The following is a 23863-nucleotide window of genomic DNA, read 5'->3' as shown; positions in this document are numbered from 1 at the left end:
GTGACCCGGCCGTGACACGGTCGCGCCACGGGGCGGGGCAGTCGTGCCGCGTCTAGCGCAGCGGAGATTCTTCGATGAGGTCGCCCGTTTCCAACGCCGCAAGCGCGTCCAGGAAGCGCCACGCAAACGATCCGGGGCCTTGCGCCAGCTCGCCGGCGCGCTGGCCCGCGATGGCGAAACACGACAGGGCGGCGACCGCCGCGGAAAACGGATCGTTGCGCGACACCGCGGCGCAGGCGCCAACCAGCGCCGTCAGCGCGCAGCCCGTGGCGGTGACGCGCGGCATCAGGGGCGAACCGCCCGTTATGCGGACGGCGCGCGCGCCGTCCGTGACGTAGTCGGTCTCGCCGGTCACCGCCACCACTGTCGCACGGCTGGCGGCGATGGCATGCGCGGAATGCTCCGCCTGCGAGACCGCGTCGCGCGCGTCCACGCCCTTGCTCGCGCTTTGGCCGCCGGCCAGCGCGATGATCTCCGAGGCATTGCCGCGGATGATGGCGGGCCGCAGGTCCAGCAGGCGGCGCACCGCGTCGCGGCGGAAAGCGGTGGCGTGGTGCGCCACCGGATCGAGCACCCAGGGTATGCCGGCTTCGTTGGCCGACGCGGCGGTCAGCAGCATGCTGTCCAGCCAGGGCGAGGACAGGGTGCCTATGTTGATCACGACCGCGCCGCAGACGCGCGCGAACTCGGGCGCTTCTTCCTGCGCATGCACCATGGCGGGCGAAGCGCCCATGGCCAGCAGCACGTTGGCGGCGGTGTTCATGGATACGAAATTGGTCAGGCACTGCACCAGCGGCGCATCGCGGCGCAGGGCGGCCACCAGGTCGCGCGAGATCAGCGCCTGGGCGGAAAGGTCGGGAATGGATTGCATGCCGTGGATCCTGTTTATGCGCTGACGTCCGACAGCCCGGGCTGCGCGGGCAGGGCGCCGCGCAGCGATTCCAGCAGTACGCGCTTGTTTTCGCGGCTGCGATAGGCGTGCTCGCGCATCAGGTTCTCGGCACGCACGGCCTCGCGCCGCGTAATGGCGCGCAGCAGGTCTTCGTGGTCCGCTTGCGCGCGCAGCACGAACGGCGTTTCCAGCAGCGAGGGCGTGGATGGCAGGGTCAGCGCGGCCGGGCCGGCCAGCGGCGTCTTGTTGTTGTGTTCCAGCGCCGACAAGAGCGCGCGGTTGCCCGCGGCTTCGCACAGGATCTCGTGAAAGCGCCGGTTGATCTGCCCCCAGGCGCGCGCATCTACCGTGGTGTTGGGATCGCGGCGGGCCGGGGCCAGCAGGGCGCGTCCTTCGTCCACTGCCTGCGACAAGCGGTCCAGCACGTCCTGCGAGGCGCCGCGCTCGGCCAGCAGGCGGGCCGCCATGCCTTCGAGCACGCCGCGCACGTCCACCGCGTCGCCGATTTCGTCCACCGTAAAGGCCCGTACCCGGAAGCCGCGTGAAGGCAGCCGTTCCAGCAGGCCCTCTTTTTCAAGCTCGGTCAGCGCAATGCGCAACGGGGTACGCGATACGCCCAGGCGCGCCGAAAACTGCAACTCGACCACGCGTTCCCCCGGCTGCAGAACGCCAGAAAGCACCATGTCCCGGAGTTCGGAAATGACTTTATCGATTTGTGCGGCCATAGAGAGGGGGAGGCTGGTTTCGGTCTGTGAGGGCTTTCAGTGTACCGTCAAAATTGCATGCAATAGTCAATAAAAAAAACGATCTTGCCTTGCGATTTATCAAAATTGCATGCAATAATTCGGAAAAACAGCGATTCAAGTGCGGTTGAAGCGATAAATGCATGCAAAGAAATCCGTCGATGCATGCCATAAGCCGCCGCAAGTACAGGAGACAACATGAAGCTCGTCAGCTTCGTTCAGGCAGGCCGCAGCGCCTGGGGCGTGGTGCGCGGCGCCGAGGTCGTGGCGCTGACCCAGGTCTGGCCCGACATGGTCGCGGCACTGGAGGCAGGGGTGGAACAGATCGCGCGCGCCGCGGAGACGGCTGGCCAGGCCTGTATGCCCTTGGCCGGGCTGCGTCTGCTGCCGCCGGTCGTGGCGCCGCGCAAGATTCTCTGCGTGGGCCTGAACTACGGCCGCCATGTGGCCGAGGCCGGGCGCGAACTGCCCGCGCACCCCTCGCTGTTCGCGCGCTTTGCGGACAGCTTCGTCGGCCACGGGGAGGCGGTGTGGAAGCCGCAAGCCTCCGATCGTTTCGATTACGAGGCCGAACTGGCCGTGGTGATCGGCCGGGGCGGACGCCATATCGCCGCCAGGGACGCCCTGGCGCACGTGGCCGGCTACACCTGCATGGCCGAGAACTCCGTGCGCGATTTCCAGAAGCACAACGCGCAGGTGACGCCGGGCAAGAACTTCGAGCGCAGCGGCGCGCTGGGTCCCTGGCTGGTCACGGCCGACGAGATCGGCGACCCGGCTGGCCTGGAAGTCATTTCCCGCCTCAACGGCGAGGTCATGCAGCACGGCCAGGTGTCCGACCTGATCTTCCCCATCCCTGAGCTGATCGCCTACATCAGCAGCTTCACCCGCCTGTCGCCGGGCGACGTGATCGCCACCGGCACGCCCGAAGGCGTGGGCTCCAGCCGCAAGCCTCCGCGCTTCATGAGCGCCGGCGACACGCTGGAAGTCGAGATTCCCGGCCTCGGAACACTGATCAACACGGTGGCGGACGAGCCCGCCGCCGACGAACAAGGAGACGCGCATGTCTGATGCGCTGCGGTACCTGACGGAACGGGACGTGGTCTCGGTTCTGGATATCCCCAAGGCGATCGAAGCCCTGCATGCCATGCTGGTCGCGCAAGGGCGCGAGCAGGCCCGCAACCTGCCCAAGGCGCTGGCGACCTGGGGCGACGGCAGCTCGATGCATGCCTTGGGCTCCGTGCAGACCGGCGCGGGCGGCTATGCGGGTTTCAAGACCTGGGTCCATACCAAGAGCGGCGGAGGCTCGCTGTTCAGCCTGTTCGACGCCGAGTCGGGATTTCTGCGCGCCGTGATCGAGGCGCGCGCGCTGGGCATGCTGCGCACCGCCGCGATCAGCGGGGTCGCCACGCGCGCGCTGGCGCCGGCTGACGCCGCCTGCGCCGCGCTGATCGGCACCGGCCCGCAGGCCGTCACCCAATTGGCCGCGCTGGCCGCCGTGCGCGACTTGCGCCGCGTGCGCGTCTACAGCCCCACGCCGGAAAAGCGCCGCGCCTTTGTCGCCAGCGTGCAAGGCAAGTATCGATTCGAGGTCGAGGAAGCGGCCAGCCTGGAACAGGCGCTGGCCGGCGCCGAGATCGTCACCCTGATCACGCGCGCCGTCGAGCCTTTCGTGGACGCGGCCATGCTGGCCGACTGCAGGCACCTGAACGCCGTGGGCGCGATCCTGCCGGCCAAGGCCGAGTTCGCGCAGGACGTGTTCGAACGCGCCGACCGCGTGGTGGTGGACGACCTGGAAAACGCCCGCCGCGGTTCGCGTGAACTGCGCGAGCGCTTTGGCGCAGACGGTGCGCCATGGCAGGGCGTGACCGTGCTGAGCGACCTGCTCGCCGCGGGAGAGGGCCGTCCGCAAGGCGCGCGGTTGACGATCTTCAAGGGCATGGGCATGGGCCTGTCCGACCTGGCGATGGCGCGCGTGGTGTACGAGCATGCCCGCGACCATGGCCTGGGCGTGGCGCTGCCGCCCCAGACCCGCGAGAACCTGCTGCTGGCGCAGCCCTGAACCGAATTCGCATAACCGCACAGCCGGCGCGGGGCGCCGGCGGCAAGAGGAGACATACATGTTCGTCGATATCAGCGGCGCCAGTCCGCGGGAACAAAACAAATGGCAGTCCATCGTCATCCCCAAAGAGGACATCGATCTTGAGATCGCGCGCCTGACCGACGCGCCCCGGCCGGACAACGGCCGCCGCGCCTCCCTCATCGTGCACCCGGAAGCCACGGCGCCGGGCCTGGGCCTGGCCCCGGGAACGGACGTCACCATCAACGTGGTCAATCCGGGTGAAAGCACCTTCAACCTGCGCAAGAACTCCAACATGCTGGAGATCTGTATCAGCGGCGAGGGCGTGGCCACGGTGGCCGGGCGCGACATCCGCGTGGGGCACTGGGACGTCTGGAACACCCCCGCCATGCAGGTGCATTCCTACCGTAACGAAGGCAAGACGCCGTGGGTACGCCTGTCGTACTCCAACGCGCCGCTCCTGGAAAAGCTGGAGATCCACTACGTCGAGGAGTTCGAGGGCAGCGTGCCGCCGGCCGACGCCAATACCAAGCCGGTGCCGCCGCGCGCGCCCGACGCGGCCCGTTCGCGCGACCTGGCGCTGCGCGAGCAGATCACGCCCGAGGGCGCCTGGCTGCTGGGCTACGAGTGGCTGATCGACATCGACGTGCTGGAATCCAAGGCCTTGCACTGGCCCTGGTCGGCGGTGTCGCGCCAGCTGCCCAGCGTCGAGGACATGGCGCGCGGCTACAACGGCCGCCGCCTGTTCGTGCTGTACAACCCGGCGACCGAACGCCGCATCGGCACCACGCACAGCTTCTTCGCCACCATTTCCTCGTCGCCGCCCGACAACCACCACGTGCCGCACCGCCACAGCTCGTCGGCCATCAACTATTACCTGCGCGGCAACGGCTACAGCAAGGTCAACGGCACGCGGCTGGACTGGAAGGCGGGCGACCTGATCCTGTCGGCGCCAGGCTGGGCCATGCACTCGCATCACTCGGGCACGGAAACCACCTCCGCGCTGACGGTGCAGGACCATCCGCTGCAGATAGCCATGGAGTCGCTGATCTGGCAGGAGCGCATGCAGGAACCCATCCTGGCGCTGGGCAGCCAGAGCGGCTTCGAGAGCAACCGCGCGCAACTGGCCGCGGCCCGATAGGACGCGATTTCCTAGAACCGATACCTGGATCCGCAATGACTATGACCGAGCTTTCCGATACCCCGTCGCTGCGCGCGCGCCTGCGGGACTTCTATGACGATTACGCCTACTGCCTGGACGAAGACCGGCTGGAGGACTGGCCCGCCTTCTTCACCGAGGACTGCCATTACCGGGTGCTGTCGCGCGAGAACCATGACGCCGGCCTGCCCCTGGGCCTGATCTATTGCATGAACAAGAACATGGTGCGCGACCGCGTCACGGCCTTGCGCGAAACCACCATGTTCGAGCCGCGTTCGCTGCGCCACTTCATCAGCGGCGTGCGCGTGCTGGAAGTGCAGGGCGACCACATCGTGGCGCAGGCCAACTTTGCGGTGATGGAGTCGCTGTCCGACCGCGAGCCCACCTTGAACATGGTGGGCCGCTATCTGGACGTGGTGCGCGTGACGCCCGAGGGCCTGGCGTTCAGCCGCCGCGACTGCGTGTACGACAACTACCGCGTGCGCACTTCGCTCATCGTTCCCATCTGAATCCGCCCCGAGGATACCCATCATGACCTGTACCCACTCGACCGCGCCAGAGGCTCCGGCGGCGGCTCCCATCCACATCGAGCGCCGTTGGCCCAAGGAAGGCTATACGCGCATCCCCAACTGGGTCTACACCGATCCCGCCATCTTCAAGAAGGAGATGGACGTGTTCTTCGGCGGCAAGACCTGGAACTACGTGGGCCTGGAATGCGAAGTGCCTGAAGTTGGCTGCTACAAGCGCAACTGGATCGGCGACCGCCCCGTGGTCATGGTCCGCAACGCGGAAGGCGAGATCAACGTTCTGGAGAACCGCTGCGCGCACCGCGGCGCGCAGATCTGCTGGCACAACACCGGCAAGGTGGAGGACTTCACCTGCCCCTACCACCAGTGGAACTATGACCTGAACGGCAATCTGCAAGGCGTGCCGTTTCGCCGCGGCGCCATGGGCAAGGGTGGCATGCCGCGCGACTTCGATCCCAAGCAGAACGGCATCCGCAAGCTGCGCAGCGTGAACCGCGGCGGCTCGATCTGGGCCACCTTCGCCGAGGACGCTCCCAGCTTCGAGGACTACTGCGGTCCTGAAGTGCTGGCGGAAATCGACCACATGCTGCCGGGCAAGCCGCTCAAGCTGCTGGGTTACAGCCGCCAGCTGATCCCCAGCAACTGGAAGATGTACCTGGAAAACCTGAAGGATCCGTACCACGCCACGCTGCTGCACACCTTCTACATCACCTTCGGCCTGTGGCGCGCGGACTCCAAGTCCGAGTGCATCCCCACGGGCGGCGGCGCGCACAGCGTGATGGTGTCGCACAACGAGGGCAAGAAGAAGACCGAGGCCACCACGGAAATGAGCCGTTTCCGTGACGACCTGGAGCTGCTGGACCTGGAAACCGTGACGCCGCGCGCCGAGTTCAACCGCGGCCGCGTTGGCGGCGCGTGGGTGTTCCCGGCCGCGCAGTTCGGCATCCAGGCCAACTCGCTCAAGACCCGCCACGTCATCCCGCGCAGCCCGACCGAGCACGAACTGGTGTTCACCTACTACGGCTACGAGGACGACGACGAAGAAATGACCCGCCTGCGCCTGAAGCACGCCAACCTGCTGGGTCCGGCCGGCTTCGTGTCGATGGACGACAGCGAAATGCTGAACCAGGTGCAGATCGGCGTCACCGGCTATCCGGAAGAGCGCGGCATCATCGAGATGGGCGGCCGCGACACCGAGCCCGCCGACTACATGGTGACCGAGGTGCTGATCCGCTCCTTCTACGACTACTACCGCAAGGCGATGGGGCTGTGAGCATGGATACCTGGAAACCTGTGGCGATGGTGTCGGACATTTCGCCCGACACCGGCACCCTGCGCGTGATGCATGAAGGCGAAGGCGTCTGCCTCTACAACCTGCAAGGCGACATCTGCGCCACGCAGGACCGCTGTCCGCATGGCAACGCCAGCCTGGCCGACGGCTATCTGGAAGACGGCACCATCGAGTGTCCGCTGCACCAGGGCGTCTTCGACATCCGCACCGGCAAGCCGCAATGCCCGCCGGTCACGACGGACCTGCGCCGCTACGAGGTGCGGGTGGAGTCGGGCACCGTCTACCTGAAGGCGGAAGGCGCATGAACTCGGGCGCCATCGTGGTGGTCGGCGCCGGCCAGGCGGGCGGATGGGCCGCGGCGACCTTGCGCGAACGCGGCTACGAAGGCCGCATCGTGCTGCTGGGCGATGAGCCCCACGCGCCTTATGAACGCCCGCCCTTGAGCAAGGCGGTGCTGGGCGGCCAGGCCGTGCCCGAAAGCACCGAGCTGTTTTCAGCCGAGCGGCTGGCGGCGTTGCGCATCGAGTTTCGGCCGGGCGTGGCGGCGGCGCGGCTGCGCGTGGCCGACAGGCAGGTGGATACCTCGGACGGCGGCAGCATCGCCTATGACAAGCTGATCCTGTGCATGGGCGGCAGGCCGGTCGTGCCTGCGCTGCCCGGCGTGGATGGCCCCGGCGTGCACGTGCTGCGCACCCGCGGCGACGCCCTGCGCCTGCGCGCCAGCCTCGGCCCGGGCCGCCGCCTGGTGGTGGTGGGGGGCGGCTGGATCGGGCTGGAGGTAGCGGCGACGGCGCGTCAGTCCGGCAGCGCCGTGACCGTGCTGGAGCAGGGACCGCGACTGTGCGCCCGCAGCGTGCAGCCTGCGGTGTCGGCGCACCTGGCCGCGCTGCATGCCGCCCATGGCGTGGACCTGCGCCTGGACACTTGCCTGCGCGCGGTGCTGGCGCAGACGGACGGCCGCCCGGTGGCGGAACTGGCCGACGGCACGCGTCTGGACGCGGACGCCATCGTGCTGGGCGTGGGCCTGCGGGCCAATGACGAACTGGCGCGTGAAGCCGGCCTGGCCTGCGAGCGTGGCGTGTTGGTCGACGCGTACTGCAGGACCTCGGCGGCGGACGTCTATGCGGCGGGCGACGTCGCGGTGCTGACGGCCGAGGACGGCCATGCGCGCATGGAGTCGTGGCAGAACGCGCAGGACCAAGGCACGGCCGCCGCGCTGTCGGCCCTGGGCCTGGGCGAACCTTATGCGCCGACCGGCGCCGTCTGGTCGGAACAATACGACGCCATGGTGCAGATCGTCGGATTCCCGGGCCTGGCCTGCAGCGAAGTGCTGCGGCCGCAGGCTGGGGAGCGCGCCTTGCTGTCGGTGGCGCTGGACGCCAGCGGCCGCGCCGTGGCCGGCGTATCGGTGGATGCAGCCCGCGATTTCCGCCAGCTGCGCAAATGGATCGCGCAGCGCGCGACCCTGGACCCGGCGTTGCTCGGGCGGCCCGACGTGCCGCTGGCCAGCGCCCAGATCGGATGAGGATCGCAATGGAAAACCCGATTTTGCCCATGCTGGCCAAGACGGCCTGCGAATCCGTGGTGCTGGAATTCTTCCATGCCCTGGACACGCGGCGGCACGAGGCCGCCGCCGCGCTCATGGCCGAGGACGGCGTCTGGCAACGGCAGGGACGCCGGCTTGCCGGCCGCCAGGAAATCCTGCAAGCCCTGAATGCCCGCGCGCCCGAGCGCAGCACCTGCCACGTCATTACCAATCTGCGACTGGTCGAGCTGGCCGGGGCGCGCGCCACCGTCGGCTACTTCCTGACCGCCTACGAAAGCGTGCCGCACGAGCAGGGCGGCGCGCCGCGCCTGGTCGCCATCCGCGAGTGCCAGGACGTGCTGGTGGAGACGGACGGCGGCTGGCGGCTGGCGGACAAGAGCAGCCGCCGCCATCTTCCGCCGGAATGACGGCCTGACATCACGGAGATCCCGCACATTCCGAATCCTTGTTCCTCACGCGTCCGGACCATTCAAAAAGCAATGGGCGCGTACCGTAAATACCCCAGGAGACAAACCATGAAACCCTCAAGAATCTTGCATTGCATGTTGGCGGCCGCCTGTGCGGCCGTCGTGTCCGGCGCCCAGGCGCAACAGGCCGACTGGCCGACCCATCCGATCACGCTGGTGGTGCCGTTCGCGGCCGGCGGCGGCGGCGACACGCTGGCGCGCCTGGTCGCCGAGCCGCTGTCGCGCGAGCGCGGGCAGTCCATCATCGTCGAGAACCGCCCCGGCGCGGGCGGCAATATCGGCACTTCGATCGCCGCGCGCGCCAAGCCCGACGGCTATACGCTGTCCTACGGCACCAATGGCACGCAGGCCACCAATCACTGGCTGTACAAGTCGCCGGGCTATGCGCCGTCGGACTTCGAACCGATCTCGCGTTTCACGGTCATTGCGGCGGCGCTGGTGGTCAATGCCACCGACGAGCGCTTCAAGACCCTGGCGCAGCTGCTGGCCTACGCCCGGGCCAATCCGGGTGAGCTGACCTGCGGTTCCGCCGGCAACGGCACGTCCTCGCATCTGGCCTGTGAGTTGCTGAACCAGATGGCCGGCACCAAGGTCATGCACATTCCCTACAAGGGCGGCGGCGCGGCCATGACCGATCTGCTGGGCGGCCGCATTTCGTTCATGATCGACGTCATGCCCAACGTGTCGGGGCAGATTGCGGCGGGCAAGCTGCGGGCGCTGGGCGTGACGACGCCGGACCGCGTGGCATCCAATCCAGACATTCCCACGATCAGCGAAGCGGGCGTCAAGGGCTATGAGTTCTTCGCCTGGGACGGCCTGTACGCGCCCAAGGGCACGCCGGCGGCCGTGCTGGACAAGCTGAACGCGGCGGTCAACCGCGCGCTGCAGCAGCCCGAAGTGCGCAAGATGCTGGAGTCGCGTGGTGCGATTCCTTCGCCCACGTCGCGCCAGGCGCTGGCGGAATTCGGTGCGGAAGAGTATGCGCGGCTGGGGAAGGTCGTGAAGGTGGCGGGCGCGTCGATCGATTGAGCGGCTGACGCCTGAACCAACCAAGCCGGCGGCGGGTGCCGCCGGCTTGCCTTTGTGCGCAAGGAAACTACCAAGCCATGCGCAAGCGCCCCAACGCGGGCAGTGCGCCCACCGTGGCCGCCAGGCCGCCAGGCGGCTGTTCTTCATGGCGGGCCACGCGCCCATCTGGATCGAGAAAGTCGCTCAGCACGTCGTCGCGCAATCGGATGAAGCGCGGATCGCTGCGGTTGCGCGGATGCGGCAGATCCACGTCGACGATGCGGCGGATGCGTCCCGGGCGCGGCTGCATCACCACCACGCGGTCGCCCAGGAACACGGCTTCCTCCACGTCGTGCGTGACCAGCACCATGGTGATCTGCTCCTGCTGCCAGATGCGCTGCAACTCGTTCTGCAGCCGCGACCGCGTCAACGCGTCCAGCGCGCCCAGCGGCTCGTCCAGCAGCAGCACGCGCGGGCGGTTGACCAGGCCGCGCGCGATCGCCACGCGCTGCGCCATGCCGCCCGAGATCTGGTGCGGGTAGGATTTCTCGAACCCCTGCAGGCCGACCAGCGCAATGTGCTCGGCCACCAGCTCGCGCTTTTCTGCCTTCGACAGCGGTGCGTTGCGCAGCGCCGCCGCGATGTTGCGTTCCACGTTCAGCCACGGAAACAGCCGGTGGTCCTGGAATACGATGCCGCGGTCCAGGCCCGCGCCGCGCACTGGGTTGCCGTCCAGCAGGATCTGGCCGGCGTAGTCGCCATCCAGCCCCAGGATCAGGCGCAGCAGCGTGGACTTGCCGCAGCCGCTGGCGCCCACGATGCTGACGAAATGCCCGGCGGGCACGTCCAGGTTGATGTCCTGCAGGACTTGCAGCGCCTCTGCGCCGTCGCCCGGGCCGGCATAGCGCTTGCCCACGCCGCGGATGTTCAATTCCTTGCCGAAGATGCTCGTCATTCCTTTCTTACTCCATCAGGCGGCGCCGTAGCGGTGCCGCGCCAGCCTGCGCTCCAGCGCGCGGGCCAAGGCATTCATGAACCAGCCCACCAGGCCGATCACGAACATGCCGAAGATCACCAGGTCCATCTGGAAGTGTTCGCTGCCTTCGATCAAGGTGTTGCCGATGCCGTGGCCGGCCACCAGCAGGTACTCCGCGCCTATCGTCGCCAGCCAGGAGTAGATCAGCGCCAGGTACACGCCGGTGAATATCGAAGGCGCGGCCGCTGGCAGGACCACGTGCAGCAGCGTCTGCCAGCGGGAATAGCCGTACACGCGGGCCACTTCCAGCAGCGCCGTGGGGGTGCTGCGTATGCCATCGCAGGTATTGACGACCACGGGCACCAGGGCGGCCAGCGACAGGAACGTTACCTTGGCCACGTCGCCCAGGCCGAACCAGACCGAGATCAGGGGGATCCAGGCAAACAGCGAGATCTGCTTGAAAGTGTTGAAGCTGGGACCTACGATGCGGTTGAACAACGGCAGCAGTCCCAGCAGCGCGCCCAGTATCAGGCCGAGCGCGGTGCCGATTGCGAATCCGGTGAATTCGCGCGCCAGGCTCGCGCTCAGCGCGCGCCACAGCCGTCCCGAGGATATCTGGCTGGCCGCCGCCTCCAGCACCTTGCCCGGCGACACCAGCAACGGAGTGGATACCCAGTCCAGCCGCGCCAGCGCCCACCAGGCCAGGATGGCGGCGGCGGGCAGCACCAGGCCACGCCAGCGCGCGCGCAACCAGGCGCTGCCGCGTCGGACCACGGGAAGCGTGGAGATGAACGCCGCGGTCATGTTCGGGCTCCGGTGGCCGCCGCGCCCAGGCGCGTAGCGGCCTGGCCGCCGCCCGCGCGGGTTTCGGCCAGGTTCAGCAGCTTGTCGATGGCGTAGCCGATGGCGCCCACCACTATCACCGCCGCCATCACCAGATCCAGCTGGAACAGTTGACGGCCGTAGACGATGAGGTAGCCGAGTCCTTCGCTGGACGCGACCAGCTCCACCACCACCAGCGACAGCCAGGCCTTGGTGAAGCCCAGCCGCAAACCGGTGAAGAGCGTCGGCAGGGCGTGGGGCAATACGACTTCCAGCACCTGCTGGCGGCGCGTGTAGCCATAGACGCGGGCCACTTCCAGCAGGCTGGTCGGGGTCTGCCGGAATCCCTGCAAGGTGTTCAGCGTCACCGGCACCAGCGCGGCCTTGGCGATCAGGATGTACTTCAGTGGTTCGCCTATGCCCACCAGCAGCAGCAAGATGGGCAGCCAGGCCAGGACCGGGATCTGCACCAGCGCATTGAAGGTGGGCAGGATGTAGGCTTCCAGCGGACGCCACAATCCCATCGCGGCGCCCAGCGCCAGGCCCAGCGCGCTGCCGGCCGCGAAGCCCACCAGCACGCGCTGCATGCTGGCTTGCACGTTCAGCCAGAGGTCGCCGCTGCTGTAGAGATCCTGCAAGGTCAGCCAGACGAAGCCGGGCGAGGGCAGCACCTGCGGCGAGATCCAGCCCTGCGATGCGCCCAGCTGCCAAAGCGCGAGCAGGGCCAGCGGCAGCAGCCAGGGCAGCAGGCGGCCGCCGGCGTTGCGCAGCAGGGCGGCAGGCGCCAGGCGCGGGCCGCGCCGCGCGGACGCAAATGGGGCGTTAAGCGTGTTTCCCGACATGGCGGCTCCTTATCGTGCGGCGGCGCTGGCCTGGCGCTCGCCCGCGGCCGGCTGGCCTTGCGCATTGAACGCGGTCCAGCGGGCGGCAAGATTGGCCTTCTGCAAGGCGGCGTCGAGGTAGCGCGGCTCGAACCAGCCGTCCACGCTCACGGGACGGCGGATCAGCTTCAATTTCAGCGCGTCGTCCGCCACGGCCTGGTAGCGCGCGGCGAGGAACTCGTCCAGCAGCGGCGAATTGCGCACGGCTAGCACTTCGCCGTCGAACTCTGCCTGCCAGGACGCGTAAGGCGTGCCGCTGCGCGCCCAGATATTGAAGAGCGCATCGCGGTTCTGCTCGTCCGAGGACCATTGCGCCGCACGCACGAACACGTCGACCACGCGCTGCACGGCTTCGGGATTCTCCTTTTCGAAATCCTCGCGCACCAGCAGCGACGCCTGGCGCGTGAACGAGGGATCCTGGCCCTTGGTCGAATAGATGATGCGCGCCAGGCCTTGGTCGCGCAGCTTGAAGTATTCATAGCCGCCGAAGGCCGCATCCACGCCGTTGGAGACCAGCGCCGCTTGCGCGCTGCCGGTGTCGAGGTTCACGCCCTTGATGTCGCGTTCGGTCAGCTGGCGCGAGGCCAGCACGTTGATGGCGACCAGATGGCCGTTGGTGCCGCGGAAGATCGACACCTTGCGGTCCTTCAGGTCGTCCAGCGATTGCAGCGGGGAGTCCTTGGGCGTGGAGACGTACAGGTTGTTGCGCACGCCGCTGCCCAACAGGATGCGGGTCTTCAACCCGTTGGAGCGGCCCACCACCGACGGCAGGTCGCCCTGGTAGGCGAAATCGATCTGCTTGTTCGAGAGCGCTTCGTTGACTGCGGGGCCTGCGCCTTTGAAGAACAGCCATTGCACTTCGGTGCCGGTGCCCTTGAAGGCTTCCTCCAGCCAGTTGTTGGCGCGCGCCACGCCGCCCGGCGAGCCGCCCCAGGTGATGGGGTCGCCGCCGCCGGCGGTCGCCACGCCGATGCGGACCACGTCGGGCGCGGCCAGGGAGGCGAGGCTGACGGCGCACAAGGCTGCGCCCAGCATCAGGCGTGAAATCAGGCTGCGGGGAGAGAGCAGGGTGCGCATGGTCGTTCCGTATATCGATGATGAAAGACAGGTCCGGGCTGGCAGGCGCCGGCCGCGGGCAGGACTAGGCGCCCGCCGGCATGTGCCGGCGGGCGGGATTGCAGGTACGCGATAAGGTCAGGCCGCGCGCTTTTCGGCGCGCGCCTGCAGCTTCTGTTCGATGCGCGTGCCCTTGAAGAAGTCGGGATGCGCCTGGGTGTAGAAGCGGTATGGGTTGTCGAACACCAGGGCCTTGAAATCCGCCGCGGAGATCACGCCGTCTTCCACCAGGTCCCAGCTTTCGGCCAGCGGCTCGGTCAGGTCCGGCACGTCCCAATGGCCGACGTCGGAGGACCAGATCGCGTTGAGCTTGGTGTTCAGCGGATTGGCGCGGTCGTTGAAGGCCGCCCCTATGGTCCGGTCGTCGGCCTCCGAGCCGAAGTAGAAGCTGTCGACCCAGCGCTTGCGGATGTCCTCTACGTTTTCGATGCCGGCCGCGGCGAAGTCGTCGAGTTCATCGCCCTGGGGGTCGCGGCTGTGGTGCAGCGCCGACAGGCCCAGGCTGTCTCGCAACAGGGTGTCCTTGTTGAGCTCGCGCCCATTGAGCAGGTCCGCGCCGTAGCGTTCGAACAGGTCCGCCAGCAGCTCCACGTCCGCGTTGGCCGGGTTGTATTGCTGCACGGCGTTGCGGTTGCGCTTTTCCCAGCGGTCCACCAGGTGCGCGTACACGTGCGCGCCCCAGTCCGCGCCGCCTTCCAGCAAGGCCACGCGCAGGTTCGGAAAGCGCCGCGTCACGCCGCCGAAGAAGAGCGCCTTTGCAAAGGCCTGGGAACCGTCGGCGAAGTGGCCGATATGGTTGAACATGTAATTGCTGATGGAGTGGCGCCCGGTCCAGCCCTGGCTGCCGTAGTGGGTGGCCAGCGGCACGCCCAGCTCCACCGCCTTGGCCCAGAACGGGTCGTAGTCGTACTCGCTGTCCAGGCCGAAGAAATCCACATAGGAAGCATGCCGCGCGATCTCCGGGAATTCGGCGGGCGGGTACTTGTCGGCGATGGCCTTGATCGGCCGGCGCACGCCGCCCGGGATGTTGGCCACCTTCAGCCCCAGCGTCTTGACCGCGAATTCGAGTTCCTCGATGGCTTCCTGCGGCGTGTTCAGCGGAATGCCTGCCACGGGCGTCAGGCGGTCGCTGTACTTGCGGTACTGGTCCGCATGGAAGTGGTTGATCGCGCGGTGCAGGGGCTGGCGATACTCGTCGCCCGCGCCCAGCGGCGCCAGCACGTCGTTGGGAAACAGGATGGAGTAGTCCGAGCCCTGTTCTTCCAGGCGCTCGTACAGCAGCTCCGGCAGCGTGACGGTCGCCAGGTCCAGGGTGTTGCGCGTGACGCGCGCCCACCAGGGCGAGCGCAGCGTGCGGTTGCGCTGCCGTTCTTCCGGGGGCTGCTGGTACCAGTCCTTGCCCTGGGACTTGGTGGCGAAGCGCGAGCCCTGCGTCTTGCGCAGCACGTCCACCAGCTTGGAACCGCCATAGTGCTGGATGTAGTCCTCCAGCACGGGCGCGTAGTCGTTGACGTGTACGTCGGTATCGATCACGGGATAGTCCAGCTTCGCCTTGATCGCGGCGGATCGGGAAGCCTGGGTACGGTGCAGCCGGTCGTTCATGCGGGTCTCCGAGAGTGAAACGGACGCGGCGCCTTGCGGATTCGGCAAGGCCGGCGCGGACAGGTCACATTACGGGAGTTGGCCGCCTGGCCAAACGACCGATTCGCAATTTCCAACTAAGTGATGTGCTTATGGCATTGGGGGAGATTGTCGGAATTCCGGCATTCCCATATTTGGTGCGGATGGTATCCGCGGCTGCGCCTCTCATGCGACCGGAGGAGGGCTAGTCGGGACGTTTTCGCGTACCGTCGGTCCACGCGGCATTCTGGAACCTGCGTCTCTTTTGGCATTTGGATAGACAGACAACATCTGCTCGGCCTGGCGTGCGCGGCTGCCCATGTCCGAGGAGCTCCGGGAGCGTTTCATGAAGCGTTTCGTCAATGTCGAGGCAGTCAACCTGCGGTCCATTCCCAGTACCGAGAACAACACGCCTGTCGGTAGCCTGACGTTGGGCCAGGAGGTTGACGATTTAGGGGATGCACCAGCGGGCTGGCACCATGTTCGGACGCAAATGGGCGGCTTGACCGTCGAAGGCTATGCGGTCGATGGCCTGGCGGATTCGAAATTCAAGTGGGCCCCCACAGCCAGGCAGCCAACCCTGCGGCCACCCGATACCCGGGCTCGCGAGACGCTCGTGGCAGCGGCGGTGGAACAGTGGCTACGATTCGACAAAGGGCGGGGAAAGGAGACCGTCGAACCCTATAGCAGCTACATCCACGAGATGTGGAAGGCGCTGGGCAAGAATCTGAGCGGAAAGGACACCGGCTATCCCTGGTCCGCCGTCGCTATTTCTCTCATGGTGAGCAATGCGGCCAAGGTCATCCCGGAATTCAAGGCGTTCAAGCGTTCCATCGGTCATGCGGCGTACATGTGGGATGCCATCAAGAAGCGGGCGAGCCAGGACAAGTCCGCGCCGTTTTGGGGCGTACGCATAACGGAAGAAAAGCCGCAGGTCGGCGACATCATCGGCAGTTGGCGGGACAAGCCCTACACGCTCGATCAATATCTCGCAGCCTCAAAGAATCCGGAAGCTCCCAGCCATTCCGACATCATTGTGGCGGTAGGCACCGAAGTCGCGTTGGCCATAGGCGGCAACGTCAGCCAGTCGGTCTTCGTTACCGGGTATCAGCTGACGGCGGACGGCAATATCGCGAAGAACCAGCGCTTCTTCAAGGAAAAGCTGGTTGGAGAAGCCATCGTCCTGATGAAGAACCGAATCGATTGAGGGGAGCGGTGTTGCGCAAGCAATCTCAAGCCGCCGGCTGCTTCGCGAAGTCGCCGCGCTCCAGGACGAAGCTGGTCGCCACGCCGAACACCACGCCCCAGAACGGCGCGCCGATGCCCAGCAGCGGCAGGCCGCCCAGCGTCACCAGGAAGGCAACCAGGGCGCCCAGCGTGAAGTGCTGGCGAAACGCGGTGTGGAATGCGCCTTGCAGGATGCGTAGAAGCGCCAGGCCCGCCAGCGTGGCGACGAAGGCCGCGGGCGTGGCCAGCAGCGCCTGCGTGACCAGGGGAGAGAACAGGCCGAACACGATCACCATGACCCCGAGGAAGATCGCGGCCAGCCAATGCCGTGACGCGTTGGCGCCAGAGGCAATGATGGCGTTCGACGGCCCGGCCAGACAGGTGGAGACGCAGCCCAGGCAGGCGGTCAGCGCCGAGAACACGCCGCAGGCATTGGTGATGGCGTTGACCGGCGGGCGGTGCAGCGAGTTGCGCAACACGGCAATGCCTTGCGCGTTCTGCACGGCGATCACGGTCACGGCAAGCGGCAGCACCAGCTCGAACGCGGCGGCCCACGAGAACACCGGCGCGTAGAACTGCGGGCTTGCCAATGAGGTCGTGAACGTCACATGTTCCAGCGCGGGCGTCCTGCCGGTGAACGCCAGCGTGCACACGCCGGCGATGAGCGCGCCGATGATGGGAGAGAGCCGCTTTTGCACCGCGGGAAACAACGAGACCGCGAAGAAGGTCGCGGTCATGGCGCCTGCCAGCCAGGGATCGGAGGCGAACGATCGGATCCAGTCCAGCGCGAAGCTGAGAAAGACGCCCGCGACCATGCCCATGACGATGGGCATGGGGATGCGGTCCATGATGGCGCCGACCCAGCCCGTCAGCCCCAGCACCAGCATCAGCGCGGCGGTCAGCAGGTAGGCGCCGATGACCTCGGCGAAGGGCAGATGCTGCAGGGCGCTTGCGACCAGCACCGCGCCCGGGATGGTCCAGAGAAAGGCCAATGGTTGCCGGTAAATCGCCGACATCACGATGGTGAGAATGCCGTTGAGCACAAAGGCCGCGAAGATCCAGGAGGCGAGGGTGGCCTGGCTGAGCCCCCCTTTCACGCCGGCGCTCAGGATGATGGCTACCGGCGCCGAGGCGGAAAACAGGAAAGCGACGAAAGCGTTCGTCAACTCAGTCGCCGGGAACGAGGACGGGGCGGCTGGGATCGTTTCTGGGTGGGCCATGGACTTATCTCATTAATGAGTGAAGCATTTTGCCGAGCACCGAAACAATACAGGAAATATCCCGTGCGGCGGCACGCTGGTTGCACCTGCGCCCAGCCGAGGTGGGCAAATCCGGTCACTCTCATGCCCGTGCGGCAATGCATGCGCCTACGCTCCCCGGTTTTGGGAGATCGCTATCACTGGCCGAATATTCTGCGTCGCGTTCGTGGCTGGCGCGGGACTGGTCCAGGTATCCCCGCGGCTGCCCTGCGCAGGTGCCGCATGGTGGCTGGCAGGGGCTTGCCTGCTTGCACTGGTTGCCTGCCTGCGCTCACGGCCTCGTCTGGCGAGCCAGCTTGCCGCCTTGACGCTGGGCGTGTGTGCGGGTTCGCTGGACGCCAGTCTGCAAGCCCGAGCCAGGCTGGACGACGCGCTGTCGGACGAGCACCAGGACGCCGTGTCGCGCCTGGCGCTGCGCGTGGCCAGCTTGCCCGATGGCGACGAGCGCAGCCAGCGCTTTCTGGCAGAACTCGACGAACCCGCGCCGTCCGGCATTCCCTCGCGCATCCAGGTCGCCTGGCAGGCGCCGCCCGGCCCGCAGGCGCTGCTTCCCGAAATCAAGCCCGGCCAGGTCTGGCGCATGGCGCTGGTGTTGCGGCGTCCGCACGGCTTATTGAATCCAGCCGGACCGGATGTGGAAGGGCGCCTGTTCGCGCAAGGGATACGGGCGGTGGCTACGGTCCGCGGGCAGCCCAGGCTGCTGGCGGACCGGCCCTGGGCGACGCCCGGCATCGCCATTGAGCGGGCGCGCCACAGCGTGCGGGAGGGCTTGCGCGCGGCCTTGGGAGAGCATCGCTATGCGCCGGTGATGATCGCCTTGGCCATTGGCGACCAGGCCGGCGTCGCGCGCGAGGACTGGCTGCTGTTCAACCGCAGCGGCATTACCCATCTGGTGTCGATCAGCGGCATGCATGTGACGTCGATCGCGGGTATCGCCGGGTTGCTGGTGGCGGCGCTGTGGCGGCGAGGACGGTGGCGCGGCGCGGGGCTGGCCGAGCATGTGCCTGCGCGGGTGGCGGGCGGGGCCGCGGCCGCGCTGGTCGCGCTGCTGTATTGCCTGCTGGCCGGCTGGGGCGTGCCGGCGCGCCGCACGTTCTTCATGCTGTCGGTGGTGCTGGCGGCCGCGGTGTCGCGTTTGCCGCTGTCGGGCGGCCGGGTGCTGGCGTGCGCGGCTGCGGCGGTCGTGGCGCTGGATCCGTGGGCGCCGGTGTCGGCGGGATTCTGGTTGTCGTTCGGCGCGGTGGCGGTGCTACTGCGCATCGCAGACGCGCCGATTGACCGCGAAGCCGGCTGGCGCCGGCGCTGCACGGCCAGGCTGGCGCAGGCGGCGCGCCTGCAGCTGATGGTGACCGTGGGCCTGACCCCCTTGCTGGCTTACCTGGTGCACCAGGTATCGCTGGGATCGCCGCTGGCCAATGCGGTGGCGATCCCTGTCGTGACCTTCATCGTGACGCCGCTGGCCTTGCTGTGCGCGGCCTTATCGGTTTTACCGGGCGCGCAGGGGCTGGCCGAGTTGGCCGGGCGATGGGGTCTGCAGGCGTTTGACCTGACCATGGCGCCGGTGTCCTGGGTGGGCAACGCGTCCTGGGCCAGCATGCCGGTTGCGGCTGCGCCATGGCCATGGCTGCTGTTGGCCGTGGCGGGCATGGCGTGGGCGCTGCAGGTGCGCGGATGGCCGGGCAGGCATCTGGGGTGGCTCTGCATGCTGCCGTTGCTGTTTTGGCGGCCCGACCGGCCCGAGCCGGGATATTGGCGCATGAGCGCGATGGATGTGGGGCAGGGCAGCGCCATCCTGGTTGAGACGGCCAGCCAGGCCTTGCTGTTCGACGCGGGGCCGCGTCATTACGGCGGCAGCGACGCGGGCGAGCGCGTCGTCGCGCCGTTCCTGCTGGCGCGGGGCATCCGGCAGCTGGACGTGCTGGTCCTGTCGCATGCCGATCTGGACCACGTGGGCGGATTGCGCGCGGTGCTGGCGGCGGTTCCGGCTGGGCGCAGCTACGCATCGTTCGATCTGGCTGCGTTCCTGCGACGCGATATCCGGATGTGGTCGCAAGCCGGCAGCGCCGCGCCGCCATTGCCCGCCGACATGGGGCGTTGCCAGCGCGGCATGAGTTGGGAGGCGGACGGCGTGGCGTTCACCTTCCTGAATCCCGCCGATGGCGGTGGCAAGAAGGGAGAGGGCCGCAATGCAGATAGCTGCGTGCTGCTGGTGCAAGGTACATCGCATGCGCTGCTGCTGACGGGCGACGTGGGCGTGGCTCAGGAAAATGCGCTGGCCCAGGCATTGCCACAGGTCGACGTGGTGATGGCGCCGCATCACGGTTCGGCATCGTCCTCGGGCCGGGATCTGGTGGCCGCTTCCGCCGCCGGCCATGCGATCGCGCAGGCGGGGCATCTGAACCGCTTCCGCCATCCGGCCCGGGCGGTGGAGCTGCGGTGGACGCGCGCCGGCGCGGCGTTCTGGCGCAGCGACCGCGACGGCGCGGTGATGGCGACTTCAGGCGCCGGGGGGCTGGATGTGACGGTTGAGCGTGAGCGCGGGCGGCGGTACTGGCATGGGCGCTGAGGCCGCCCGCGGCGTTCAATTTGCGCCGAGCAGGTTCGCGCTCTTGACCAGCGACGATACGCGTTGAGAGTCGCGCTTGAGCAGATCGGAGAATGCGATGGGGCCGCGTTCCTGCGTGGTAGGCGCTTGCGCCGCCAATTGTTCCAGACGAGTCTTGAACTCGGGGGTGTCTATCGCTTGCGACAGGGCGGCGGCCAGTTTTTCGACCACAGGCTGCGGCGTGCCAGCCGGCGCCACCAGGCCATTCCAGATAGCCAGATCGAACTCAGGCAGCCCGCCCTCGGCAAAGGTGGGGATGTCCGGACTTTGCGTCAGGCGCGCAGTTCCGGTCACGGCAATGGCTTTGACGCGCTTGTCCTGATGCAGCGGCAGCATGGTCACGGTCTGGTCGATGACCCCGTCGATCATGCCGCTCATCAAGTCGGTCAGCGCGGGACCCGTGCCGCGATAGGGAATGAGTTCGCCGCGTGCGTCGGCGAAGTGCAGAAACATGGCCTCGGCCAGGTGCGCCGTGCTGCCCGGCCCGCTTGAGCCCAGGTTGAGCTTGACGGCGTTCGCGTCGCGGATGCGCTTGAGCATGGCGGGCAGATCCTGGATGCCGCTCTTGTTGCTGACCGACAGCACCATGGGCACGGTCGCGACGATGCCGATGGGCGCCAATTCCTTTTGCGGATCGTAGTTGGCCTTGGGATGCAGATGCGGCAGGATCGCCAGCGACATGTTGTTGAAGGCCAGGGTGTAGCCGTCCGGTGCGCTCTTCTGCAGCTTCTGCATGCCGATGAGGCCGCCGGCGCCGCCGGAGTTTTCGACGACCACCGTCTGGCCCAGTTGCTTGGACAGCGACGTGGCCACCAGGCGACCCAGCGTGTCGCTGGTGCCGCCGGGCGCGAAGGGCACGATGACCGTGATGGCGCGGCTGGGATAGTCCTGGGCGGCGGCGGGAGCGGCAAAGGTTGCCGCGGTCAGGGCGGCGCACAGGAAGGGGGTGATGCGTAGCATGGGGTGTCTCCTCGTATTCTCTTTTCTAGGTGGGGATCGGCCTGGCCGTCAGCGCGACAACGCGCGGCAGACGGCGTCGGTCATGTCGGTGCAGCTTGCCGTGCCGCCCAGGTCGCGTGGCACGTGGTCGCCTTTGGCGAGCACCTGTTCGACCGCGCGCTCGATGCGTTGCGCGGATTCGGAGAGCGCGGCATCGGCATGCTTGTCGCCTAGCCAGCGCAGCATGAGCGCGCCCGACAGGATGGTGGCCAGCGGACTGGCGGCGTTTTGGCCGGCAATGTCGGGCGCGGATCCGTGCGCGCCCTGGAAGAGCCCATGGGTGTCGCCCAGTTCTGCGGAGGCCGACAGGCCCATGCCGCCTATCGTGGCGGCGCCCAAGTCGGAGATGATGTCGCCGAACATGTTTTCCGCCACGATCACGTCATAGAAATCCGGCCGCTTGAGCATGTGCACCGTGATGGCATCGGCATAGGCGTAATCGATTTCGACGTCGGGATAGCTGGCGGCCACGTCGTCGCAGACCGCGCGAAAGAAGGCGTAGGTGCGCAGGATGTTGGCCTTGTCGCACACCGTGACGCGGCGCTTGCCGTCACGCGGCGCGCCGTTGCGCTGGCGTGCCAGCTCAAAGGAAAAGCGGGCGACGCGTTCGATGCCCTTGCGGGTGACGACGATGGTGTCGGTCGCCACTTCGTCGCGCAGCACGATGCCGCCGCCGCGGCTGGCGTACAGGCCTTCGGTGTTTTCGCGCACGATGACGTAGTCGATCTGTCCGGGCTTGAAATGCTTGAGCGGCGAATCGACGCCTTGGTATAGGCGGATCGGGCGCACGTTGGCGTACAGGTCCAGCCGGAAGCGCAGGCGCAGATGCAGGTCGTTTCCGACTTCGGTGCCGTCGGGGTAGGTCACGCCCGGCATGCCCGCCGCGCCGTGCAGGATGGCGTCGGCCGCCTTGCAGGCTGCGTAGGTGTCGTCGGGCAAAACCTGGCCCGACCTGACGTAGTGATCGGCGCCGCCGTCGTAGCTGCTGAATGAGAGCAGGTCGGCGCCGCAGGCTTCCTTCAGTACGGTGATTGCCGATTGGCAGACCTCCGGACCGATGCCATCGCCGTCGATGGTCGCAATTTCATACTTAGCCATGTGTGGCTGTCTCCTCGTGAGGGTTTTGCAATCAGAGGGACGGCCGCGTCCGGGACGCGGCCGTCAGGGCTTACCAATTGGTCGATATGTACTTGGCTTCCATGAACTCCAGCAGCCCATGGTGCGCGCCTTCGCGGCCCAGGCCGCTTTGCTTGACGCCGCCGAACGGCGCCGCGGGATCCGATACCAGGCCGCGGTTCAGGGCGATCATGCCGCTTTCGATGCGTTCCGATACGCGCAGTCCACGCGCCAGGTCGCGCGTATAGACGTATGCCACCAGCCCATACTCGGTGGCATTGGCCAAGGCCACGGCTTCGTCCTCGGTATCGAACGCCACGATGGGCGCCACGGGACCGAAGATTTCTTCAGCAAGCAGGTCGGCATCGGCGGGCACATCCACCAGCACGGTGGGTTCGTAGAAATGACCGGCGCGGTCCAGCCGCTTGCCGCCGGCCTTGATCCGCGCACCCTTGGCGACGGCGTCGGCCACCAGCGATGCCACCTTGTCCACCGCGCCCGCATTGACCAAGGGGCCGCATTGCGTGCCGGGATCGACGCCGTCGCCGGTTTTCAGCGCGGCCATGCGTACGGCGAAGCGGGCGCTGAATTCCTCGACCGCGCCGCGCTGCACGTAGAAGCGATTGGCCGCCGTGCAGGCTTCGCCGCCGTTGCGCATCTTGGCGATCATGGCGCCTTCCACGGCGGCATCGATATCCGCGTCGTCGAAGACCAGGAACGGCGCGTTGCCGCCCAGTTCCATCGAGCAGCTGATGACGGAATCCGCCGCCTTGCGCAGCAGCACGCGGCCCACTTCCGTTGAGCCGGTGAAGGAGAGCTTGCGCACGCGCGGATCGTCCAGCACCGCGTTGGCGAACTTGCCCGCCGAGGAGGTCGTCAATACGTTGACCACGCCCGCAGGCACGCCGGCTTCTTCCAGCAGGCGCATGACGGCGTAGGCGGTCAAGGGGGTCTCGGTGGCGGGTTTGAGGATGCAGGTGCAGCCGGCGGCCAGCGCGGGCGCGATCTTGCGGGTGGCCATGGCTGCGGGGAAGTTCCACGGCGTGACCAGCAGTGCGATGCCTATGGGCTGGTATTGCACGATGATGCGGCTGGCGCCGCTGGGCGACACGCTGATATCGCCATTGATGCGCACCGCTTCCTCGGAAAACCAGCGGAAGAACTCGGCGGCGTAGGCGACCTCGCCGCGCGCGTCGGTCAGCGCCTTGCCGTTTTCCTGGGAAATCAGACGTGCCAGATGGTCGGCGTCGCGGATCATCAGTTCATAGCACTTGCGCAGGATTTCGCCGCGCTGGCGCGCGGGCGTGGCTGCCCAGCCGGCGGCGGCGCGCGCCGCTGCGTCCACGGCCGCGGCGGCGTCTTCGAGCGTCGCGTCCGCCACGCTGGCGATCACCTGTTCGGTGGACGGGTCGTACACGTCGATGCGACGGCCCGAGGTGGAGGCGCGCCAGGCGCCGTCGATGTAAAGGTCTGTGGACAGCTTGTTGGCCTCGATGGTCATGCGTCAGCTCCGGATGTGGGTGGAAGGCGGG

The 23863-nt window shown here is 67.4% G+C and carries 22 protein-coding genes; 11 read left to right on the top strand and 11 right to left on the bottom strand.

Going from position 1 to position 23863, the window contains the following annotated elements; all coding sequences use genetic code 11:
* Positions 1–52 precede the first annotated feature (52 nt).
* Together thiM and ACM1PE_RS15695 are read right to left on the bottom strand one after the other, a co-directional pair.
* Positions 53–871, bottom strand: a complete 819-nt coding sequence (thiM, locus tag ACM1PE_RS15700; RefSeq protein ID WP_059373473.1) for a hydroxyethylthiazole kinase — start codon at positions 869–871, stop codon at positions 53–55.
* A gap of 14 nt (positions 872–885) precedes the next feature.
* Positions 886–1617, bottom strand: a complete 732-nt coding sequence (locus ACM1PE_RS15695; protein WP_054456177.1) for a GntR family transcriptional regulator — start codon at positions 1615–1617, stop codon at positions 886–888.
* Positions 1618–1833: 216 nt separating this feature from the next.
* On the opposite strand from ACM1PE_RS15695, the gene ACM1PE_RS15690 reads away from it, so the two are divergent.
* The 9 genes from ACM1PE_RS15690 to ACM1PE_RS15650 all read left to right on the top strand — a co-directional run bounded on the left by ACM1PE_RS15690 (position 1834) and on the right by ACM1PE_RS15650 (position 9731).
* Positions 1834–2703, top strand: coding sequence for a fumarylacetoacetate hydrolase family protein (locus ACM1PE_RS15690; protein ID WP_419343754.1), 870 nt, complete (start codon positions 1834–1836; stop codon positions 2701–2703).
* On the top strand, positions 2696–3694 hold the full coding sequence (locus ACM1PE_RS15685) for an ornithine cyclodeaminase family protein (protein WP_118932669.1): 999 nt from the start codon (positions 2696–2698) through the stop codon (positions 3692–3694). Before ACM1PE_RS15690 ends, ACM1PE_RS15685 begins: the two co-directional genes overlap by 8 nt.
* Before the next feature lie 58 nt (positions 3695–3752).
* Positions 3753–4853 (top strand): cupin domain-containing protein, encoded by a 1101-nt coding sequence (locus ACM1PE_RS15680; protein ID WP_059373468.1) that lies wholly within the window; start codon positions 3753–3755, stop codon positions 4851–4853.
* A gap of 35 nt (positions 4854–4888) precedes the next feature.
* On the top strand, positions 4889–5380 hold the full coding sequence (locus ACM1PE_RS15675) for an aromatic-ring-hydroxylating dioxygenase subunit beta (RefSeq protein WP_054456184.1): 492 nt from the start codon (positions 4889–4891) through the stop codon (positions 5378–5380).
* A 22-nt stretch (positions 5381–5402) separates the two neighbouring features.
* The gene (locus ACM1PE_RS15670; protein WP_059373465.1) at positions 5403–6671 is read left to right on the top strand and encodes an aromatic ring-hydroxylating dioxygenase subunit alpha; all 1269 of its coding nucleotides are present in this window, start codon (positions 5403–5405) and stop codon (positions 6669–6671) included.
* A gap of 2 nt (positions 6672–6673) precedes the next feature.
* Positions 6674–6994 (top strand): non-heme iron oxygenase ferredoxin subunit, encoded by a 321-nt coding sequence (locus ACM1PE_RS15665; RefSeq protein WP_251881554.1) that lies wholly within the window; start codon positions 6674–6676, stop codon positions 6992–6994.
* A complete protein-coding gene (locus tag ACM1PE_RS15660) occupies positions 6991–8214 on the top strand; it encodes an NAD(P)/FAD-dependent oxidoreductase (protein ID WP_306637062.1) in 1224 nt (407 codons plus the stop codon). The genes ACM1PE_RS15665 and ACM1PE_RS15660 overlap by 4 nt, the downstream gene beginning before the upstream one ends.
* Positions 8215–8222: 8 nt before the next feature.
* A complete protein-coding gene (locus ACM1PE_RS15655) occupies positions 8223–8642 on the top strand; it encodes a nuclear transport factor 2 family protein (protein WP_059373460.1) in 420 nt (139 codons plus the stop codon).
* Between the two features lie 108 nt (positions 8643–8750).
* Positions 8751–9731, top strand: coding sequence for a Bug family tripartite tricarboxylate transporter substrate binding protein (locus ACM1PE_RS15650; protein ID WP_419343753.1), 981 nt, complete (start codon positions 8751–8753; stop codon positions 9729–9731).
* 67 nt (positions 9732–9798) lie between these two features.
* Here the strand turns inward: ACM1PE_RS15650 and ACM1PE_RS15645 are convergent, their stop codons facing one another.
* The 5 genes from ACM1PE_RS15645 to ACM1PE_RS15625 all read right to left on the bottom strand — a co-directional run bounded on the left by ACM1PE_RS15645 (position 9799) and on the right by ACM1PE_RS15625 (position 15107).
* On the bottom strand, positions 9799–10665 hold the full coding sequence (locus ACM1PE_RS15645; protein WP_059373457.1) for an ABC transporter ATP-binding protein: 867 nt from the start codon (positions 10663–10665) through the stop codon (positions 9799–9801).
* A 15-nt stretch (positions 10666–10680) separates the two neighbouring features.
* Entirely contained in the window at positions 10681–11490 is an 810-nt protein-coding gene (locus tag ACM1PE_RS15640; protein WP_419343752.1) for an ABC transporter permease, read from the bottom strand.
* Positions 11487–12350 (bottom strand): ABC transporter permease, encoded by an 864-nt coding sequence (locus ACM1PE_RS15635; RefSeq protein WP_419343751.1) that lies wholly within the window; start codon positions 12348–12350, stop codon positions 11487–11489. The genes ACM1PE_RS15640 and ACM1PE_RS15635 overlap by 4 nt, the downstream gene beginning before the upstream one ends.
* Before the next feature lie 9 nt (positions 12351–12359).
* Complete coding sequence (locus ACM1PE_RS15630; protein WP_118932662.1) at positions 12360–13466, bottom strand: ABC transporter substrate-binding protein; 1107 nt, start codon at positions 13464–13466, stop codon at positions 12360–12362.
* Positions 13467–13583: 117 nt separating this feature from the next.
* Entirely contained in the window at positions 13584–15107 is a 1524-nt protein-coding gene (locus ACM1PE_RS15625; RefSeq protein ID WP_419343750.1) for an amidohydrolase family protein, read from the bottom strand.
* A 364-nt stretch (positions 15108–15471) separates the two neighbouring features.
* On the opposite strand from ACM1PE_RS15625, the gene ACM1PE_RS15620 reads away from it, so the two are divergent.
* On the top strand, positions 15472–16332 hold the full coding sequence (locus tag ACM1PE_RS15620) for a DUF2272 domain-containing protein (RefSeq protein WP_419343749.1): 861 nt from the start codon (positions 15472–15474) through the stop codon (positions 16330–16332).
* Between the two features lie 25 nt (positions 16333–16357).
* On the opposite strand, the gene ACM1PE_RS15615 is transcribed toward ACM1PE_RS15620, so the two are convergent.
* Positions 16358–17518, bottom strand: coding sequence for a benzoate/H(+) symporter BenE family transporter (locus ACM1PE_RS15615; protein ID WP_419343748.1), 1161 nt, complete (start codon positions 17516–17518; stop codon positions 16358–16360).
* Positions 17519–17792: 274 nt separating this feature from the next.
* Here ACM1PE_RS15615 and ACM1PE_RS15610 point away from each other — a divergent pair, with 274 nt between their 5' ends.
* A complete protein-coding gene (locus ACM1PE_RS15610; protein WP_419343842.1) occupies positions 17793–20177 on the top strand; it encodes a DNA internalization-related competence protein ComEC/Rec2 in 2385 nt (794 codons plus the stop codon).
* A 15-nt stretch (positions 20178–20192) separates the two neighbouring features.
* Here ACM1PE_RS15610 and ACM1PE_RS15605 read toward each other — a convergent pair whose 3' ends face one another.
* From ACM1PE_RS15605 to ACM1PE_RS15595, 3 genes are all read right to left on the bottom strand, one after another.
* Positions 20193–21176 carry a Bug family tripartite tricarboxylate transporter substrate binding protein gene (locus ACM1PE_RS15605; protein WP_306637073.1) on the bottom strand — a complete coding sequence of 328 codons (984 nt, stop codon included), beginning with the start codon at positions 21174–21176 and terminating at the stop codon, positions 20193–20195.
* Between the two features lie 48 nt (positions 21177–21224).
* The gene (locus tag ACM1PE_RS15600) at positions 21225–22313 is read right to left on the bottom strand and encodes an isocitrate/isopropylmalate dehydrogenase family protein (RefSeq protein WP_118932658.1); all 1089 of its coding nucleotides are present in this window, start codon (positions 22311–22313) and stop codon (positions 21225–21227) included.
* A gap of 70 nt (positions 22314–22383) precedes the next feature.
* Positions 22384–23832, bottom strand: a complete 1449-nt coding sequence (locus ACM1PE_RS15595; protein ID WP_059373440.1) for an NAD-dependent succinate-semialdehyde dehydrogenase — start codon at positions 23830–23832, stop codon at positions 22384–22386.
* Between the last annotated feature and the right edge of the window lie 31 nt (positions 23833–23863).

Origin of the sequence: Achromobacter sp. PD1 (genome assembly GCF_048541815.1) — a bacterium.
GTDB classification, from domain to species: Bacteria; Pseudomonadota; Gammaproteobacteria; order Burkholderiales; family Burkholderiaceae_B; genus Achromobacter; species Achromobacter bronchisepticus_A.
Note: the sequence above shows the minus strand (reverse complement) of the source record. Positions and strands in the feature narration are given on the sequence as shown.